The organism is Mesorhizobium sp. LEGMi-168a, assembly GCF_058312955.1.
Window position 1 is genome coordinate 129208 of sequence record NZ_JBZEGV010000002.1, and the last position, 19440, is coordinate 148647.

At 64.2% G+C, this 19440-nt stretch carries 16 protein-coding genes; 9 read left to right on the top strand and 7 right to left on the bottom strand.

What is annotated here, in order from left to right; genetic code table 11:
- Positions 1 to 48: 48 nt before the first annotated feature.
- Positions 49 to 2046 carry an oxidoreductase gene (locus AC4FWB_RS03980; protein ID WP_491024473.1) on the bottom strand — a complete coding sequence of 666 codons (1998 nt, stop codon included), beginning with the start codon at positions 2044 to 2046 and terminating at the stop codon, positions 49 to 51.
- A gap of 121 nt (positions 2047 to 2167) precedes the next feature.
- Here AC4FWB_RS03980 and AC4FWB_RS03985 point away from each other — a divergent pair, with 121 nt between their 5' ends.
- From AC4FWB_RS03985 to AC4FWB_RS04025, 9 genes are all read left to right on the top strand, one after another.
- A complete protein-coding gene (locus AC4FWB_RS03985; protein ID WP_491024474.1) occupies positions 2168 to 3169 on the top strand; it encodes a GlxA family transcriptional regulator in 1002 nt (333 codons plus the stop codon).
- Positions 3170 to 3529: 360 nt separating this feature from the next.
- Positions 3530 to 4450, top strand: coding sequence for a dihydrodipicolinate synthase family protein (locus AC4FWB_RS03990; protein WP_491024475.1), 921 nt, complete (start codon positions 3530 to 3532; stop codon positions 4448 to 4450).
- The gene (locus AC4FWB_RS03995; RefSeq protein ID WP_491024476.1) at positions 4435 to 5952 is read left to right on the top strand and encodes an aldehyde dehydrogenase; all 1518 of its coding nucleotides are present in this window, start codon (positions 4435 to 4437) and stop codon (positions 5950 to 5952) included. The genes AC4FWB_RS03990 and AC4FWB_RS03995 overlap by 16 nt, the downstream gene beginning before the upstream one ends.
- Positions 5949 to 7280, top strand: a complete 1332-nt coding sequence (locus tag AC4FWB_RS04000; protein WP_491024477.1) for an NAD(P)/FAD-dependent oxidoreductase — start codon at positions 5949 to 5951, stop codon at positions 7278 to 7280. Before AC4FWB_RS03995 ends, AC4FWB_RS04000 begins: the two co-directional genes overlap by 4 nt.
- A gap of 81 nt (positions 7281 to 7361) precedes the next feature.
- Entirely contained in the window at positions 7362 to 8213 is an 852-nt protein-coding gene (locus AC4FWB_RS04005; RefSeq protein WP_491024479.1) for a glycine betaine ABC transporter substrate-binding protein, read from the top strand.
- Between the two features lie 90 nt (positions 8214 to 8303).
- Positions 8304 to 9395: a quaternary amine ABC transporter ATP-binding protein gene (locus tag AC4FWB_RS04010; protein WP_491024481.1), complete on the top strand. Its 1092-nt coding sequence runs from the start codon at positions 8304 to 8306 to the stop codon at positions 9393 to 9395.
- A 14-nt stretch (positions 9396 to 9409) separates the two neighbouring features.
- A complete protein-coding gene (locus AC4FWB_RS04015; protein ID WP_491024482.1) occupies positions 9410 to 10258 on the top strand; it encodes an ABC transporter permease in 849 nt (282 codons plus the stop codon).
- The gene (locus AC4FWB_RS04020; RefSeq protein ID WP_491024483.1) at positions 10255 to 11097 is read left to right on the top strand and encodes an ABC transporter permease; all 843 of its coding nucleotides are present in this window, start codon (positions 10255 to 10257) and stop codon (positions 11095 to 11097) included. The genes AC4FWB_RS04015 and AC4FWB_RS04020 overlap by 4 nt, the downstream gene beginning before the upstream one ends.
- 19 nt (positions 11098 to 11116) lie before the next feature.
- Positions 11117 to 12115: a 4-hydroxyproline epimerase gene (locus tag AC4FWB_RS04025; RefSeq protein WP_491024484.1), complete on the top strand. Its 999-nt coding sequence runs from the start codon at positions 11117 to 11119 to the stop codon at positions 12113 to 12115.
- 40 nt (positions 12116 to 12155) lie between these two features.
- Here AC4FWB_RS04025 and AC4FWB_RS04030 read toward each other — a convergent pair whose 3' ends face one another.
- From AC4FWB_RS04030 to AC4FWB_RS04055, 6 genes are all read right to left on the bottom strand, one after another.
- Positions 12156 to 12428, bottom strand: a complete 273-nt coding sequence (locus AC4FWB_RS04030) for a DUF3303 domain-containing protein (protein WP_491024485.1) — start codon at positions 12426 to 12428, stop codon at positions 12156 to 12158.
- A gap of 21 nt (positions 12429 to 12449) precedes the next feature.
- Complete coding sequence (locus tag AC4FWB_RS04035; protein WP_491024487.1) at positions 12450 to 13913, bottom strand: RimK family ATP-grasp domain-containing protein; 1464 nt, start codon at positions 13911 to 13913, stop codon at positions 12450 to 12452.
- Between the two features lie 4 nt (positions 13914 to 13917).
- Positions 13918 to 15015 (bottom strand): peptidase C39 family protein, encoded by a 1098-nt coding sequence (locus AC4FWB_RS04040; RefSeq protein WP_491024488.1) that lies wholly within the window; start codon positions 15013 to 15015, stop codon positions 13918 to 13920.
- A gap of 206 nt (positions 15016 to 15221) precedes the next feature.
- The gene (locus AC4FWB_RS04045; RefSeq protein WP_491024489.1) at positions 15222 to 16016 is read right to left on the bottom strand and encodes an anti-sigma factor family protein; all 795 of its coding nucleotides are present in this window, start codon (positions 16014 to 16016) and stop codon (positions 15222 to 15224) included.
- Positions 16013 to 16531 (bottom strand): sigma-70 family RNA polymerase sigma factor, encoded by a 519-nt coding sequence (locus AC4FWB_RS04050; protein WP_491024490.1) that lies wholly within the window; start codon positions 16529 to 16531, stop codon positions 16013 to 16015. Before AC4FWB_RS04050 ends, AC4FWB_RS04045 begins: the two co-directional genes overlap by 4 nt.
- 152 nt (positions 16532 to 16683) lie before the next feature.
- Positions 16684 to 19437, bottom strand: a complete 2754-nt coding sequence (locus AC4FWB_RS04055) for a DUF2339 domain-containing protein (protein ID WP_491024491.1) — start codon at positions 19435 to 19437, stop codon at positions 16684 to 16686.
- Positions 19438 to 19440 lie beyond the last annotated feature (3 nt).

Below are 19440 nucleotides of genomic sequence, written 5' to 3' on the forward strand. Positions count from 1 at the left end.
TCGTTCACGCATTGCAACCAACCGTTGAATTCGAGGTTCAACGGCCGATCAGATGGACTGGCCCAGGACCCTCCCCTCGTAGATTGCCGCCACGGCGAGCCGCGGCGCCAAGGCGTCGCCGATCACCTTCGGCTTCAGCGCGGGTAGCTGCTCATCGAGATCGTCCCGCAGCCAGGTATCCGAGACGTTGGTGGTCGCAAGGACGAGGGTATCGGCCTCGATCAAGCTTTCGGTGCCATCGAGATGGCACCTGACCGTGGCGCCGTCGCCATGCCATTTCGTGACAACCGCGTCTGTTACCCAGTTGCCGCCCGCACTTTTCAGCCGAGCCCGGCCAACGCCGTCGCTTTCCGTCCGCTGCAGGTAACGGCCGAGAACAGGCCATGCGGTGACAACGGTCACGCGATGCCCCCGCGCTACGATCTCGAGTGCCGTGCCAAGCCCGCGCCAGTCGCCCGTGTCGTCGATCAGAAGGACATGGTCGCCGAGACGCGCGGTCTTCGTCATCACGTCCTCGACGGACCAGACATTCGGCAGATCCACGCCTGGCAGGCGTTCCTGTCCCGGTAGACCGCGCTGGAACCCGGTTCCGGCCGGCTGCGAGCCAGTCGCCAGGACGATTTCGTCGGCGGCGTAGCCAGCGATCTCCGCGGCGTCGAGCGGCGTGTTGAACAGCACGCGAACGCCCAACCTGGAGAACTGTCGTTCATACCAGCCGATCAGCTCCAAGATTTGCGTTCGGCGCGGCTGCAACCCAGCCAGCCGGAACTGGCCTCCGAGCTGCGAGCCAGCTTCCGCGAGAGTGACGCTGTGACCGCGTTCCGCGGCGACGCGAGCCGCTTCGAGACCGGCCGGGCCGCCTCCCACGACCAGCACGCGCTTCGGCGTCTCGGTCGGCCCGAAGCGGTCGCCGCCCCATTCGAATTCGCGGCCGGCCGAAGGATTGACGAGACACGAGATCCAGTAGTCCCGCGAGCGTCTGCCCCAGCACATCTGGTTGCATGAGATGCATCCGCGAATGTCCGCGTCGCGGCCGCTGGCGACCTTGTTGACCCAATGCGGATCGGCGATCTGGCCGCGCACGATGCTGACCATGTCAGCCTGGCGCGACGAGATAACCTCGTTGGCATTCTCCGGCGTCCGGATGTGGCTTTCCGCCTGGACGCGGGTGTGTTTGCAGACCTCTTTCAGCGCCTGGGCGTTGGGGGCGCCCAGCTTGTCGGCAAACAGAAAGGTCGGCATGACGGACGAGTGGTCGAAATAGCTGCCCGTGCCGCAACTGATGTAATCGATCAGGGCGCGCGTATCGTGATAGGCGGCAATCTCCTGAAGGAGCTGCGTGTTCATGCCGACGTCGACGGAGGCGTCGATGCTGGAAGCGAGGCCGATGATAAAATCCTCGCCAACGGCCTCGCGAATGCGCGAGGTGATCTCGGTCGAGAAACGCATCCGGTTTTCGAACGAGCCACCCCAGCGGTCGTCACGCCGGTTCGACCATGGGAGCCAGAATTGCTCGATGAGGGAGTTGTAAGGGCCGAACAATTCCACGCCATCGAAACCGCACTTCTTCGCCCGGACGGCGGCGCGAACGAAGCTTTCGATTATCTCCTCGATCTCGGATTCCCGCATGCGGTGGCTGCCGTCCCCGTCGTGGTAAGACGGCAAGCCCGATGGCGACCAATTGGCCGAGTAGGAATTGTCGTAATCCCCATGCTGGCCGACATGGTAAAGCTGGTGAACCATCACCGCGCCTTCGGCCTTGCATGCATCGGTGATCGCCCTGAAGCCTGGGATCACCGCATCGTCGTCGTGGCGGAAATTGCCGCGCGTCAGCCGAGCCGTAGGATGGACCGGCATGGGCTCGACCACGATCATGGCCGCGCCTCCCCTGGCCCGCTCCAGGTAGTAGCCCAGGTGCCGCGCCCCAGGCAGACCATCTTCGGCCATGTTGGCGGTGTGAGCGCCGAAATTGATCCGGTTGCGCAGCGTCTTGTGGCGCAGTTGGAGCGGCTCGAGGATTCTCGGGAAAGCCGGCTTCAGCGTCATCTCAGTTGAGCGCTCACCTGATTGGGATGATCGAACATTAGCGGTTTGCGAAATTCACGAATTGTGATTTCGATACGTTTTTCATAAGAATTGGATAGACTTCGCGAACGAGGAGCTTGCTTTGACGGCTGCACTGAAGGCGCCTGATCGCGTAGGGCTTCCCTACCTGAAGATCGGCATCATCCTTTGCCCGAGCTTCACGCTGACGCCGATGGCGAGCTTCGTGGATGCCCTTCGGCTGGCCGCCGACAGGGAGGATCAGAGCCGGCAGGTCTATTTCGCCTGGGATTTCATTTCGGCAGGGCAGCATCCAGTGCGTGCGAGCTGCGGCCTTGAGATGGTTCCGACCGGAAATCTAGACGATCCAGGCGCGTACGACTGCGTAGCCGTTTGCGGCGGGCTGCTGCGGGATATGGAGAGCATCCCGACGGGGACGTATGACTATCTGCAAGCTGCGAACAAGCGTGGCATTCCGATCATCGGTTTGTGCACGGGCAGCTTCGTGTTGGCGCAGGCGGGCCTTCTCAAGCATCGGGAATGCGCTTTGCACTTCGATACATTGGGCGAGTTCGTGTCCAGATTCCAGAATGTCAGCCCGGTCACCAGCCAGAACTATGTCATCGACGGCAACATCGTCACCTGCCCGGGGAGCATCGTGGCCATTGAAGTCGCGGCCTTTCTTATTGCCCATTACAGCAATGCCGGCAGGGCTCAGAAGGCCCTCAACTATCTTCTCTTCAAACCCGAAGAGCCCAGGATTGTCCTCAGGACGAAACCTTACGAGGAGCCGCTCGGGGCGGCGTCGCGGCTGACCGTGGAGGCCGTGAAAGTGATGGAGACGCGCATCGACGCGCCGTGCTCGATCGATGAACTTGCGCGCACCCTCAACACCTCCAAGGCGCGCTTGACCCGAGCCTTCCTGGCGGACCTCCAATCTGCGCCAGCGGTGTTCTGGCGGCGGATACGTCTCCTCGCCGCGCGCGAACTCCTGGCCAGCCGGCGCCGCAGCGTCACCGAGATCGCCTATGAAACCGGGTTCAGCGACAGCGCGCATTTCTGCAGCACCTTCAAGAAGCACTTTTCGATGACGCCCAAGCAATTCAGACGGATTGGAAAGCCATGATCGGGCTCGCCTTTGCCGTGGAATCAATCAGCCGCCGCCGGAGCAGCACTAAGCCTTTCATCTGACTCACTGCTCGTGCTGGAGGTTCGGCGTCGACGATACGTTGTCGCGTTTGCGGCACGGGACGGCGTTGCGGTTCACGGTCTCGCAATGGCTATGTGTTATCTGATTATAAAATTTGTGTACGCAAATAATACAATCTGTTGACTCCGGCTCGCCGGTGTGCAATTTCTTGCGCCATCAAATCCGACCGACCGGCTCCGGCTGCTGAGAATTCTCGCACGAGATTTCGCAGAGGATCTCCCTTTGGCCGGATGGCGAGCTGGCAGAGAACGGCCACTCCAGGGACGGAGAACTGTCTTGAAATTCGAAGGCATTTACACGCCAGCGGTCACGCCGCTCGACCCGCACGGGCAGATCGACAATGCCGCTTTCGCCGAGGTTCTGGAGTCGCTCATCGAAGCCAAGGTGCACGGCATCATCGTCGGTGGATCGACGGGTGAATATTACGCCCAGACCACCCAGGAGCGCTTCGATCTCGGCGCCTACGCCAAGCAGGTGATCGGCACCCGCCTTCCGCTGATCATCGGCACAGGCGCCATCAGGACTGAAGACTCCGTCGAATACGCCAAGGCGGCGAAGGAGATCGGCGCCGACGCCATCCTCGTCTCGTCGCCCCCTTACGCGCTCCCGACCGAACGCGAGAATGCGGTTCACGCTCTCACGGTCGACCGCGCGGCGAACCTGCCGATCATGCTCTACAACTACCCTGCCCGCATGGGCGTCATGATGGGCGAGGAGTATTTCTCCCGCATCGGCAAGTCCCGGAATGTCGTCGCCATCAAGGAAAGCTCCGGCGACATGGGCAATTTGCACCGGCTGGCGCGAAAATTCCCGCACATCTCGCTTTCCTGCGGTTGGGACGACCAGGCGCTCGAGTTCTTCGCCTGGGGGGCCAGGAGTTGGGTCTGCGCCGGGTCCAACTTCCTGCCGCGCGAGCATGTCGCGCTCTACGAGGCCTGCGTGCTCGAAAAGAACTTCGACAAGGGCCGCGCCATCATGAGCGCGATGCTGCCGCTGATGGACTTCCTCGAATGCGGAAAGTTCGTCCAGTCGATCAAGCACGGATGCGAGCTGATTGGCCTGAAGACAGGCGGCGTGCGCGCGCCGCTGCGCCCGCTCAATTCGGAAGAAAAGCAATCCCTCCAGACTGTCGTCGCCACCTTGAAGCGCACGGTCGCCCAGATCACGTCGGGAGCCAACCAATGCATGACCCTTTGACCGCCGCCGAATACAAGGCCCTCGCCGCGGAGATTCGGTTTCCGACCAATGCCTTCATCGACGGGGCGTTTCGTCCGGCGAATTCCGGCAAGACCTTCACGTCGACCAATCCGGCCACGGGCGAGGTTCTTGCCGAGATCGCCGCATGCGACGCCAGCGATGTCGACTTCGCCGTCGCCAAGGCCAGGGAAGCTTTCGACGACGGCCGCTGGCAGCACCTCGCGCCCGGCGAGCGGAAGGCCGTGCTTTTGAAGTTCGCGAAGTTGCTCGAGCGCAACCGCCACGAGCTCGCGGTCATGGAGAGCCTCGACAGCGGCAAGCCCATTCGCGAATGCCAGACCGTCGACGTTCCGGACACCATCCACACCATCCGCTGGCATGCTGAACTGATCGACAAGCTCTACGACAACACCGCTCCCGTCGGCTCCAAGGCGCTGACTATGGTCGTGCGTGAACCGGTCGGTGTCGTCGGCTGCGTCCTGCCGTGGAACTTCCCGCTGCTGATGCTGGCCTGGAAGATCGGCCCGGCGCTGGCCGCCGGCTGCTCGGTGATCGTCAAGCCCGCTCAGGAGACGACGCTGACCACACTTCGCGTTGCCGAGCTGGCGCATGAGGCCGGCATCCCGGCGGGTGTCTTCAACGTCGTCCCGGGCGGCGGCAAGGAGGTCGGCGAGCCGATCGGCCTGCATTTGGGCGTCGACATGGTGGCCTTCACCGGATCGACGCCGACCGGCCGGCGCTTCCTGCGTTACGCGGCCGATTCCAACCTCAAGCGCGTCGTGCTGGAATGCGGCGGCAAGAACCCGGCGGTGGTCCTCGACGATGCCGAAGACCTCGACCTCGTCGCCGAGCAGGTGGTCAACGGCGCGTTCTGGAACATGGGCGAGAACTGCTCGGCCACGTCGCGGCTCATCGTCGATGCCAAGATCAAGGACGAGCTGCTGCAGCGCATCGGCGCCTATATGCGCGAGTGGAAGACCGGCGATCCGCTCGATCCGGAAAACCGCATCGGCGCGCTGGTCAGCAAGACCCATTTCGAGAAGGTGAAGTCCTTCCTGGGCGACGTGAAGACGGAGAAGCTCGCGGTCGCCCATGGCGGCGCCACGCACAAGGGCATCTATATCGAGCCGACCGTCGTCGAGGGCGTCGGGCCTTCAAGCCGTCTCTTCCGCGAAGAGATCTTCGGTCCGATCCTTTCGGTCACGACGTTCAACTCGCTTGCCGAAGCCGTGGCTCTCGCCAACGACACGAATTACGGTCTGACCGCGTCCATCTATACGGGGAGCCTGCGCAAGGCGATCAAGCTGTCGCGCGAAATCCGCGCCGGTGTCGTCACCGTCAACTGCTTTGGCGAAGGCGATGCGACCACGCCGTTCGGCGGCTATAAGGAGTCCGGTTTCGGCGGGCGCGACAAGTCGGTCTTCGCGCATGACAATTACTGCGAGCTGAAGACCGTCTGGATCGACGTCTCGGACCGTTCGGTCGACGAGACCGTGCGGTGAGCGACATCGTCGTCAAGCGGCTTCCGGCGGAATCCGGAACCTCGGGCTGGGAAGCGATCAGCAGACGCGGCTTCCCCGTCCGGACGCTCGACGGCGACATCACGGCCGACTGGCTGATCGTCGGCGCCGGCTTCGCCGGCCTCTCCGCCGCGCGACGTCTCGCTCAACTGCGGCCGGGTGACAAGATCGTGCTCTTGGAGGCAGGCGAGATCGCCAAAGGCCCCGCGGGCCGGAATTCCGGCTACATGATCGACACCCCGCATAACCTATCGTCGGGCGAATATTCCGTCGCCGGCGAGGCCGCGACACGAGCTGAGATCGCGCAGAACCGCTTCGCGATCGCTTTCGCCGCGGACGTGGCGGCGGAATACGGCATGCCGGCCGACACCTTCGACCCGTCGGGAAAGATCAATGCCGCGGCCACCGAGCGCGGATTAGAGCTCAATGCGAATTACGGCCGCTCGCTGGACGGTATCGGCGAGAAGCACCAATTCCTCGACGCCGCCGCGATGCGGCAGCTCACCGGATCGTCCTACTACCTGGGGGGTATCTTCACGCCGGGCGCGGTGATGATCCAGCCCGCCGACTATATCCGCGGGCTCGCCGCAGGGCTGGTATCGAAGGTCGACATATTCGAGCATTCCCCGGTCCTCAAGCTCGAGCGGGCCGGAGGAAACTGGAAGGCGTTGTCGCGGAACGGAAGCGTGACCGCTCCCAAGGTCATACTCGGCGTCAATGGCCACATCGACGACTTCGGTCACTTCCGTGGCCGTCTGATGCACATCTTCACCTACGCGGCGATGACCGCCGCCTTCACCGCGAAGTCGACAGGCCAGGACAGGTGGGCCTTGCTGCCGGCCGACCCGATGGGCGCGACCGTGAGGAAGATTTCGGCAGACGGATCTTCGCGCATCGTTATTCGCACCCGGTTCACCTACGACTGGCCCGTTCAGGTGAGCGAGAAGCGCCTGGCCGGCATCGCCGCCGAGCAGCGGGCTTCGCTCGATGCCAGGTTTCCCGACCTCGAGGACGTGCCGTTCGAATATGTCTGGGCTGGGCGGCTCTGCCTCAGCCGCAACCACGTGCCCGCCTTCGGCGAGATCGAGGAAGGCCTCTTTTCGGCGTGCTGCGAGAACGGTCTGGGCACCGTGAAGAGCACGCTTGCGGGCGTCATGGCCGCCGATCTGGCGACCGGCTCTCGCTCCGAGATGCTCGATGAATTTTCGGATCAACCGCAACCCGCAAGGCTACCTCCCGAGCCGCTTGCGTGGCTGGGCGTGAACGCCGTGATCCGACTGCAGGAATTGCGTGCTGGCCGCGAGGGATGAGCCCTCGCCGCGCAATGTGAAGGCCGAGGCGACCGCAGCGGTCTTCAGGGGAATAGAAGCGAAAAAACAGGAGTGAGGAACATGAAGACTTTGTGGAAAGCGCTCTGCGCTGCCGCGATGGTCGGTATGACCATGCTGTCCGCCCAGGCGGAGGAAAAGACCATCACCGTGGGCACGATGTCCTGGGAGGATTTAACCCCCATCACCGGCATCACCAAGAAGGTGCTGGAAGACGCCGGCTATACCGTCAAGGTGGTCGACTTTTCCGAATGGGGCATCGCCTATGCGGCGCTGAGCAAGGGCGACATCCAGATCCTTGCCTCGCAGACGGATTATGTCGCCCAGGACTACTGGAACAAGAACAAGAAGCGCCTGGAGAAGATCTCGCCGGTTTCGCACGGCCTCTACCAGGCGATCGCGGTGCCGAACTACGTGACCATCGATTCGACGGATCAGCTCAACGACAACGCCGACAAGTTCGGCGGCAAGATCGTCGGCATCGAGCCGGGCTCGGGCCTGATGCGCGACGCCGCCAACGCCGTCAAGGAATACGGCCTGAAACTCCAGCTGGTCGAAGGCAGCACCGCCGCGATGACCGCCGCGCTGAAGGCGGCCGTCGACCGCAAGGAATGGATCGCCGTCACCATCTGGGAACCGTCCTGGATGATGCAGAAATATCCGGTGAAGTTCCTCAAGGACCCCAAGGGCATCTTCCCGCCGCCGCAAAGCTACTACTGGATCGGCAAGAAGGGTTTTTCGGCCGACTATCCGCATGCGCGCGAGGTCATCGCCTCGGTCTATGTGCCTCTGGCCGACATCACCGCGATCAATGGCGCGGTCAGCGACGGCAAGAAGATGGATGAAGCCGTCAAGGACTGGACCGATGCCCATGCCGATCTCCTGAAGCGCTGGGAGAACATCAAGTCGGAATAGTCGTCGACAGTGCGGACCGCCGGCTTCGGCGGTCCGCACCGCCTTCCTGCAGGCATGAACGGCCGCATGAAGCGGCCCAAGGGGAACGACATGAACACCGCGATGAATGTTTCCAACGAAGTGCTGGTCGACTGCCAATCAGTATGGAAGATTTTCGGCGCCCGCGCCCCGGCCGCCGTCAAGGCCATCTCCGAACGTGGTTTGTCCAAGAGAGAGGTGCTGCAGGAATTCGACTGCGTGGTCGGCGTCTCCGATGCCAGCCTGCAAGTCCGTCGCGGCGAAATCTTCTGCGTCATGGGGCTCTCGGGCAGCGGGAAATCGACCCTGATCCGGCTGCTCAATCGCCTGATCGAGCCGAGCCTCGGCAAGATCACGGTCAAAGGCAAGGAGATCGCCAAGCTGAATGCGGCCGAGCTTCGCGACATGCGTGCCCGCAACATCGGCATGGTGTTTCAGAGCGTGGCGCTTCTCCCCAACCGGACGGTTCTCGAGAACGCCGCCTTCGGCCTCGAGGTGCGGGGCATCGCAAAGGAAGAGCGCAACAAGACCGCGCGAGCGGCCCTCGAAAAGGTCGGCCTTGCCGATTGGACGTCGAAATATCCCGGCCAGCTCTCCGGCGGCATGCAGCAGCGCGTTGGCTTGGCCAGGGCTTTGGCCGCTGACCCCGAAATCATCCTGATGGATGAGCCGTTCAGCGCGCTCGACCCGCTGATCCGCCGACAGTTGCAGGACGAATTCCGGCAATTGACGAAATCACTCGGCAAGTCCGCGATCTTCATCACGCACGATCTCGAGGAAGCGATCCGCATCGGCGACCGCATCGCCATCATGAAGGACGGCATCATCGTCCAGGTCGGAACGGCGGAGGAAATCGTGACCAGGCCAGCCGACGACTACGTCGCCGATTTCGTCGCCGGCATTTCCAGGATCCACCTGGTCAAGGCGCACTCGGTGATGCGGCCCGTCGCCGAGTTCAAGGGCTCGCAGCCGCATTATGACGTGAACGCGCTGCCTCGGACTTCGCCGGAGGCCGACATCGGCGAGCTTATCGACCTCACGATGCAGTCCGACCGCGATGCGGTCGCGGTGGCTGAGAACGGGGCGGTCGTCGGCGTCGTCACCATCCGCGGTCTGCTTCGCGGTGTTGCCGGCAAGCCTGCCGGGGAACTCGCGGCGGTGTAGCTCGGGAGGAGCAAATGGACATCTCGTTTATTGCCGATACGTTTGACGAGTGGACCGATGACGCCCTTGGCTGGATCAGCGACAATGGCGACTGGCTGTTCGATTCCGTCAGGGCGGTGCTTGAAGGGACCTATGACGGGGTCCTGTGGACGCTGCAGCTCGCGCCCTTCTATGTGATCGCGCTCATTGGGGCGCTGCTCGGATGGCGATTGATCAACGCGTTGGCCGGCGTGCTGGCCGGGCTCGCCTTGGTCGTCTGCGCTTTCATGGGGCTCTGGACCGAAACCATGAGCACGCTCGCTCTGGTGATCACCGCCACGCTGCTGGCGCTGGTCGTCGGAATTCCGGTCGGCATCCTGGCGGGCTTCGTCAGGTCGTTCGACCGGTTTCTCGAGCCTGTGCTCGACCTGATCCAGACCCTGCCGCCTTACATCTATCTTCTGCCGGCAATCGCGCTGCTCGGCTATGGGCCTGCCACAGCGCTTATCGCCACCTTCATCGTCGCCATGCCGCCTGCCATCCGGCTGACCTCGCTCGGCATCCGCATGACCCCGCATGAATTCATCGAGCTCGGCCAGGCAAGCGGTCTGACACCCTGGCAGATGTTCACCAAGATCAGGCTCCCTTTCGCCATTCCAAGCGTGATGGCCGGCATCAACCAGAGCCTGATGATGGCCTTCGGCATGGTCGTGATTGCGGGCATCGTCGGTTCAGGCGGCCTCGGCGAGACGATTTATTCGGCCGTGCGCACGCTCGACATCGCCACCTCGATCAACGCCGCGATCGCGATCGTCATCCTGACCATGGTGCTTGACAGGCTCACGCAGAGCGCGGCGCGCCGCGCCAAGGGAGGCGCAAGATGAATCTCGACCAGCTCAGGTTTTCGCCGGGGGCATATCTCGCCCCCGTGGTGGATTGGTTGAACACGAACTTCCACCCGTTCTTCGACGCGGTCGCCAAATTGATCGAGGCGGTCTTGAGCGGCATCGAAGCCGCCCTGCTCTATCCACCCGCCTACGCGACCATCATTGTGGCGGTGCTGCTCGCCGGCTTCTTCATCAGCATCCGCGTCGCCATTATCACGGCGATCGCGCTCACGTTCTGCCTGCTCGGTGGCTTCTGGGCCGCCTCGATGCAAACGCTGGCGCTGGTGACGGTGGCGGTGATCATCTCGGTGTCGATCGCGTTCCCGCTCGGCATCCTGGCGTCGCGTTACAGCAAGTTCGAGGCTGCGATCCGGCCCGTTCTCGACATCATGCAGACCGTGCCGCCGTGGGTCTATCTCATCCCGGCCGTCATGATCTTCAGCCTCGGCCGCGTGCCGGCGATCATCGCCACGATCGTCTACGGCATACCGCCGATGCTGCGACTGACGACGCTGGCCTTTAACCAGGTGCCGAAGGACCTTCTGGAGCTCGGCCATGCGACGGGGGCCTCGCCGCGCTCTATCCTGTTCAAGATCGAGATCCCTTCGGCGACGCCGACGCTGCTGGTCGGCCTCAACCAGTGCATCCTCCTCTCGCTCGCCATGGTCGTGCTGGCGGGCCTTGTCGGAGCGGGAGGTCTCGGCGCCGAGGTGACGCGGGGACTGACGCGCATGGAAATGGGCCTCGGCCTCCGCGCCGGGCTGTCGATCGTCGCCATTGCCATCTTCCTCGACAGGCTCACCAGAGGCGCGCTGCAACGGCGCCGGGCCACCTGAACCGCAGAAGGAAAAGACGATGCGTCGCAGTTTCTTCTGCATCGATTCCCACACATGCGGGAATCCGGTCCGGCTCGTCGCCGGCGGCGGTCCTATGCTGCCCCACCTTCCGATTGCCGAGCGGCGTGAGCTGTTCGTGCGCGAGCATGACTGGATCCGGCAGGCCCTGATGTTCGAGCCGCGCGGGCACGACATCATGTCGGGCGCGATCATCTATCCGGCATATCGGGAGGATTGCGATTTCGCCGTCATCTTCATCGAGGTCAGCGGCTGCCTGCCGATGTGCGGCGCCGGCACGATCGGCCTCGTGACGGCGGCAATCGAAGAGGGTCTCGTAAGTCCACGTGTCCCTGGCAAGCTCTCGATCGAGACACCGGCGGGAAGAGTCGACATCCAGTATGAAAAGCCGGGCGAGTTCGTCGATAGCGTGCGGATGTTCAACGTCGCGAGCTACCTGCATGCCGCGGACGTCAGCGTCGATGTCCCGGGTCTCGGCCGGCTCATTGTCGACATCGCCTATGGCGGCAACTTCTACGCGGTCGTCGAGCCGCAGGAGAACTGGCAGGGACTGGACGGCATGTCCGCAAGCGACATCGTGGACCTCAGCCGCAGCCTCTGCGATGCGCTCGGGCCTGTCTGCAACCCGATCCATCCCGAGGACGAGAGAATAAGCGGCGTGCATCACGCCATCTGGTGCGACAAACCATCGGGCAGTGATGCCGACGGCCGCGGCGCAGTGTTCTACGGCGACAAGGCGATCGACCGCTCGCCGGGCGGCACTGGAACATCAGCGCGCATGGCGCAAATCTTCGGGAAGGGCCGGCTGAAGGTTGGCGACACCTTCCGTCAGGAAAGCTTGATCGGCACGGTCTTCGAGGGCCGTGTCGAGGCGGAGGTCGAGGTTGGACCTTTCAAAGGGATTCGGCCGAGCGTCGGCGGCTGGGCACGGATCATCGGCCACAACACCATATTCGTGGACGACCGCGATCCCTTGGCTCACGGGTTCCAGATCAAGTAGGGGATGCTCTCTGCCCCCCAGAGAAGGTCACGTCGCTCGTTCAGAGGTGCCCGGCCAACGCCGCGACCATATCCTTGTTCGTCGCCACGGGCACAATCTCGAACTCCACTAGATCCGCCCATTCGATGACCCAGCGCTGCAGCAGCGTGACGTCATCGGCCTCCACCAGCAGGAAGCAGCGGCTCATATCCCCGGCGATCCAGCTATGGTGCACGACAAGCTCGTCGGGCTTCAGCCGGCCCCGGTCGCGGAAGCGGCGGTAGATCTCCTTGCGGTCGCAGCCGGTGAAATCCTCGATCACGAAAAACAGCATCTTTGTCCCTCAAACGGATGATTATCGACCCGGCCGCTCCAGGCGCTCCAGGAACCATTGCGTCAGCCGCACCCAGAGCTCATCCTTCTCGCCGGAATCCTCCCAGCCATGGTCGAGATTGGGATTGTCGTTGACCTCGATGACGAAGACGCCGTCCTTGGTCTCCTTGAGGTCGACGCCGTAAAGTCCGTCGCCGATGCAGCTCGCCGCCTTGACCGCGGTTTCGACGACATGCGGCGGCGTCGCCTTCAGCGTAAAAGTCTTGATGCCGCCCTGGTCCGGCTTGCCATTGGCCTTGTGGTTGACGATCTGCCAGTGCTTCTTCGCCATCAGGTAATGCACGGCAAACAGCGGCTGGCCGCCGAGCACGCCGACGCGCCAGTCATACTCGGTCGGGATGAATTTCTGCGCGATGAGGAGATCGGAATCCTCCAGCCACTCGGTCGCGAGCTTTGTCAGCTCGGCAAGGGTCTCGCATTTCTTGACGCCGCGCGAGAAGGATGAATCCGGGATCTTCAGCACCAGCGGGAAGCCCAGCGTCTGCGCGGCAAGCTCAAAATCAGAGGTGCCGGCGATCATCACCGTCGGCGGCACCGGCACTTTGTTATAGGTCATCAGCTCGTTGAGATAGACCTTGTTGGTGCAGCGGATCATCGACAGTGGATCGTCGATCACCGGCATGCCCTCCTGCTGGGCGCGTCGCGCGAAGCGGTAGGTGTGGTTGGAGATGGACGTCGTCTCGCGGATGAACAGCGCGTCGTAGTTGGCGAGCTTGGCCAGATCCTTCCTGGTGATCGGCTCGACCTCGACGCCCATCTTCTCGGCGATCCGCGCCCAGTAGCGCAGCGAGGAAATCTCCGACGGCGGCAGTTCCTCATGCGGATCGACCAGCGTCGCGAAAGTGTAGCGCGCAGGCGTGCGGCCCTTGGTGTCGCGCCATTCGCGGTTGGTATAGGTCTCCAGGCATTGCAGGAAGAAGGCTTCCTCCTCATCGGTCATGCGGGCGAGCGGCAGGAAGCCGATCTTGCGGATGGAGGCCCATTCGGCGCTGTCCTTGATGTGGACCTCGAGCGCCGGCGCGCGGAACCAGTCGAACAAGAGCTTGGTGAAGCGGTCCCACACTTTCGACGGCCCGATGCCGAAGAAGACGGCAACCTTGGACGGGAAGGTGCCGCCGAGGTCCTTGCGGCATTTGTTGAGCGCGAGCTCGAGCTCCGGCAGCGCGTGCTCGTAGAGCTTGCGCTCCGAAAGATCGATCATGGTCTCGACGGTCGGGATCACCTTGTGGCCGCGCGATCCGGCAAGCAGCGAGGCGTAGTAGCCGCGGCTCTGGTAGCCGTAATTGTTGGACAGGTTGATGACCTTCGGCCGCTGGCCGCGAAACAGCGCCGGATGCGCGAGATAGTCGCGGTTGGTGATGATCTTGTGCGGCGTCGCCACCTGGTCGAGGTCGTTCTGCCTGCCTGTAAGGATGACCCAGGTCATTTTTTCAGCGTTTTCCCAGAGTGATGGCGGCGCGCAACCCGTCGCGGCCGAACTGCGCCATGTTCATGAAGATGCCATAGGGCACTGGAATGTTGGCGGCATCGAGGATCGTTTCCTGCCTTTCGTCCTCGACCCAAGGATCATGGATCAGGATATGGTCGCCATCGTCGCCGATGGCGAGCACCCAGTGTGGCACCTTCTTGCCGAACATCAGGAAGCCGCTGATCAGCACCAGCACCAGCTTGCCCTCGGCAAGAGCCGAACGGACGTCGTCGATGCCGAACGAACGGTAATTCACCGGGATGCCGTAAAGTTCCGCACGGCGGCGGAAGTCGACCTGGGCGAGCTCCATCACCCGGCGCTTGTCCTCGCTGCGCACCGACTGCAGGAACAGCGCGCCGTGGAAGGACACGAAGATCTCGGCGGCCAGCCCACTTTCATAGCCGGCGACCGCCAGGCCGAAAGGTTCGCAGCCGCCCGGCCCCGACATCATGAAGACGGTGGTCGCCTCGCGCCACAGACGGATCTCCATGACCGGGTCGGGCACGAAGCCGCGATCGAAATTGGCCATCGCCATCATCAGGCAGCAGGGGCCGCAGGTGAATTCGCAGGTCTGCTGGTAGAACGGCACCCGGGTAGCGGTCGGGACATCGCCGCGCAGCGTCTTTTCGTAGCGCAGCGCGGTGGCGCCGTCCTCGTAATAGTCCGGCTCGCGGCCTATTTTGCGGTAACCGGCCTGCTCGTAGATGCGGATGGCGCGCTGATTGTCCTCGCGCACCTCGAGCCGCAGCATCATGCGGTCGTGCTCATAGGCCGCCTCCTCGGCCGCGGCCAGCAGCTGGCGGCCGATGCCGAGGCTGCCGAAGAAGGGGCCGACGGCGATGGAATAAAGCCGAGCCACGCCGCTGCCCTTGCGAAACAGCACCACCGCGTAGCCGGCGACATGCCTGTCATTCTCGGCCACCAGCATCTCGGCGGTCTCGCGCTCGATGAACTGACGGAAGGAGCGGCGGGAAAGCCGGTCGCCCGAGAAAACAGCCTTCTCGATGGCGGCGAGGTCATCGACGTCTGACGCGCGGGCCTTGCGGATCTCGGCAGGCATGCGGGCTTGGGAGAACCTCGATTGGGTTTAAGGAAACGGCCCCGGTCAAAAAGCAACACCAGCCGAAGCGCCGGTATTCATCAAGCGCTATCGCTCCTTGATTTGGGCTGAATTGTGACACTTTCGGCGGCGGCAAGGAAGCGCGAAGTGTTTGAACAAGATCGCTGTTTGGAAGGGCTGCCGGCTGCGGAAAAACGCAGCCGGTTTCAACTCGAAATACCGGCGAGAAGCTGGCCATAGGCGCTCTTGGCGACCGCCGACAGGCGCTCTCGCGGCAGCGAGCCGACCACGGCGCAGCCATAGCCTTTATCCAGCCAATAGACGGCTTCGGGGCCATCGGCCTCCGCCGAATAGGTGCCCTTGACGGTCTCAGACGATTCGGCGGTGACGAAGAGCGAGATGCGCTCGCCCTTGGCGTCCTCGTAAAGTAGCATCGCGGCCTTGCCCCGCTCGCCCGCGGGCAGCAGTCGGCCGCCAACGAGTTCGAAGCCTTCGGCCGCCAGGTCCGGCGCCACCAGCTTCAGCCCCACCCGGTTGGACAGCCAGGTCTGCAGATGGTCCTTGTCGCTCGCCGGCACCTCGACCGCATGGCGCTTCTCGGCGGCGTAGATGACATGGGCGGCGATAGCCTGCTCGGCGAGCTGGTCGTCTGCCCCGCCTTCCCGCCCGATGCCGCCGATGCCGGCCATGTAACCACCGAAGCCGCCGACCATCAGCACGGCGGCGGCCGCCGCCGAAAGCCACCAGCGCGAGCGCCAGGCAGGCGTCCGCGCCGGCGCTTCACCAAGCACCGCCTGCCTCAGCCGCGCCGGCACAGGTTCGTCCATGACGCCGGCCAAGGCGGCGCGGAGCGCCGCGCGGTCCGCGATATAGCGGGCGCTCTTTGCGCGCATCTCGGGATTGGCTTCGAGCCAGGCGTCATAGGCCATGCGCTCCTCGCCCGGCAGCTCGCCATCGAGGGCCATGTGGATATCGCGTTCGGAGAAATCGCGCCGGGTCATCGCTCAACGATCCTTATCGAACGGCGGCGCGAGGAGTCATCCAGCAGGCCGCGCAGTTCCTCGCGGCCGCGCGCGATGCGCGACATCAGCGTGCCGGCCGGCACGCCAAGGATGTTGGCGGCCTCAGCGTAGGAAAAGCCTTCGATGGCGACCATGACCAATGCCGCGCGGCGATCGGGGCTGATCGCCTGCAGGGCATCCATGATCTCGCGCGAGGCGATGCTTTCGACCTGATCGGCGGGCGCGGACTGGGCTTCGCCGGCTTCGAGAGGCAGCATCGCCGCCTCACCTCGCCGGTTCACCTTGCGCATCTGGTCGATGAACAAATGATGCATGATCGTAAACAGCCACCTCCTGGGGCTTTCTCCAGTCTGCCAATTGTCCAGGCGCACAAGCGCGCGCTCCAGACAGTCCTGGACAAGATCGTCGGCGGAATCGCGGTCGCGCAGCAGCGAGCGCGCGTAGCGGCGCAAGCGCGGTATTTCGCTCAGGATCGCTGCCTTCTTGTCGTCCATGACCGCTTGTTTCGAGGTCGTTTTCCATTCGATTGAACGCGCCTTCATGGCGCGGCGCAAGCAGCCAGCGCGAAGCGGCCAACCCGCTCCGGTACCCAAGCACCTTAACAACGCCGGCGGATGGCGGTTTATTCCCGGCTATCCGGTTGTTCCTACTTGTTATCGATCTTTTCCCTCGCAGCCCTTGTAAGCAGGCGCTGATAAAACAGCCCGATGCCGATCAGCACCGCACCGAGGCCGATGAAGGAGAGCGCGCGCAGCACGCCTTCCAGTTCCGACATGTCGAAGAGGAAGACCTTCAGCACCGCCACCGCGATCAGCACGGCCGAGGCAATGCGCAGCACCTGCGACCTCAGCCAGACGCCGACGGTGAGCAGCGCCACGCCGATGACCAGCCAGAGCGCCGAATAGGTGTAGGTCTCGAGCTGGCCGAGGCCGCTCCACAGGCCGATGAACTCGCCCTTGAACAAGCGCCGGACCGAGAGCGTGGCATAGGCGAAGGCAAGCAGCGCGGCGACCAGCGCCAGCATTGCCGCGTACCATCTCGGACGCTTGTCGCGGACATAGAGCGCCAGCGCGCCGGCGGCGATAGCCGGCAGCAGATAGGCGAGGAACAACAGGTTGAAGAACGGAATGGTGCCGGTCGATTCGTCGGTCGCCAGCGGGTTCAGCACCACGAAATGCCGGATGACGACCAAGGCCGCCGAAAACACGCCGGCGGCCATCGAGCCATAGCGCAGGACCGAGCTCGGCGAGCGCAGATCGATGGCGACGAGGATCGCGCCGGCGCCGAGCGCGATCAGCGTGTAGATCGCCTGCTCGGCAAGCGTGATGGGGCCGGTGTCGATGACGCCGCCATGCATGGCGTGACGCACCAGCATCGCAACGGTGAGCAGGCCAAACAGCGCCGACGCCGCTTCCATAGCGAGGCGCGGCCGTCCGTCGGTGGTGCGCGCCAGTTGCCAGGCGGCGAAGCCGAAGGCGAGCGCCGGCACGCCATAGCCGGGCAACAACCAGTTGAAGACCGGCGTTCTCGACAATGCCGCCGCGCCGACGATGGTCGGGTCGAAAGCGACGCGGCCAAGCACGGCGACCGCCGCGCCGACAGCGATCCAGCCCAGCACCGTATAGGAACGCCAGCGCGTCGCCAGCGCCGGCACGACAGCGGCGGCGCCGAGCAGAACGGTGGTCCAGCCGGAGCTGAAGGCCATGTGCAGCATCAGCAGCCCAGCGACGCCGGCGCCTCCTAGCGCGAAGGAGACGGCCGGGCCGCCGGCGAGCGGCGGCTCCTCGCTGCGCGCGATCCACTCGCCGCCAGCGGCAAAGACCAGCACCAGGAGCAGCGCCGGCAGCGCATAGCCTAGGTCACGGTCGATATCGCCGAAGGTGAGCCACAGCGCCGTCGGCACGACCAGCGGCGCAATCACGCCCCATGCCGCCCAGGACGCGGCGCGGACGGGTGTTGCGGCGGCAAAGCGGCGCGCGGCCCAGAAGCCGGCGGCGATGAAGACAAGGGCGAGCGCGATACCGAGGCGGAAGGTCAGCGTGTCGGAAGTCGCCAGCGGCTCGGCGCCAAGGCCGACATCCAGCGCATCGGCGCCGATCGTGGCGGGCGGGATGATGCCGAGATAGATCAGCACCGTCGCCAGGCCGGCGGCGAAAACCAGCGGCAGCGCGCGCGGCCGGTAGAGCGCCACCGCCACAAGCGCCGCCAGCAGCACCGCGCCGTGCAAGGCATAACCGGCCTTGGCGAAGACCGGATCGACCGACAACCCGAGCGCGGTCAGCGCAACGAAGAAGCCGGGCGCGATCGACGGCCAGTCGAAGCCGGATTCGGCGTCGTCCCGCCGGACAAGCCAGACGAAAGCGAGCACGGCGAGCGTGGCCAGGCTGATGAACATCACCGCGGCCAGGTTCACCTCAGGCGCATCGGTCATATAGAGGATGGTCCAGATGCCACAGCCGGCGAAGGCGGCCGCGGTCAGCGCCTTCCAGTCGCGGATGCGAGCGATGGCAGCCGCCGCGGCAAGCACGATCGCCAGATAGACGAACAAGGCCCACGGATTGGGCGCCTGAGAGGCAACGAGTGCCGGCGTGACCATGGCGCCGAGAAGACCGATGCCGGCCAGCGCCAGGCCGTGGACCAGCGAAGCGGCGATGGCCGCGATGCCGATGGCGCCGAGCAGCGTGAAGGCCGGCGCCGGGCCGATGAAGCCGTATATGCCATACGCGGCATAGACGGTGCCGAACAGGATGAAGGCGCCGGCCGCCGTCAGGATCGACGGGATATAGGCGCCGGCCGCCCCTTGCACCGGCACCCTGAAGCCAGTGCGGCGGATGAACTCGGCGCCTCCAATCAGCACCAGGCCGAGAATGCCGGCCATTGTGAGGCGCACCCCGGGACCGAAAATGCCGGCCTCGATCGTATAGCGGATGAGGAACAGGCCACCCAGCGCCAGCGCGATGCCGCCGACCCAGACAGCCCAGCGTGTGCCGAGCGCCGTCTCGACATCGGTCTGGCGCGCTGCCCTCGCAGGTGCCTCAGCCTCGGTCGGCGCGGCAGGCTGCGCCGCCTCGGCCGTCGGCTCGGTGGCTTCGGCGGGAGTCCCCTCGCCCGCTTCGGCTGGCGTCTCGGCTTTAGCAGCGTCGGGCGTCGCGGCTGCAGCTTCAGCCGGGGCGGGTTCACTGGCTGGCGGCGCGGCAATGATGCCCGCCGCGGCGGGCACTTCGTCCCGCGCGCCTTCCGCCTCCGCGGCCGTTTTGGGCGCGGCCTGCGGAATACCCGAAAGCACCAGGCTGCGCAGCGCGCCAAGCTCACGCTCGATCAGGCCGATGCGGGTTTGCTGGCGTGAAATGATGACGAATAAAGCGATGACCGCGGCAATGGCAATCAGGCTGAAAAACATGGC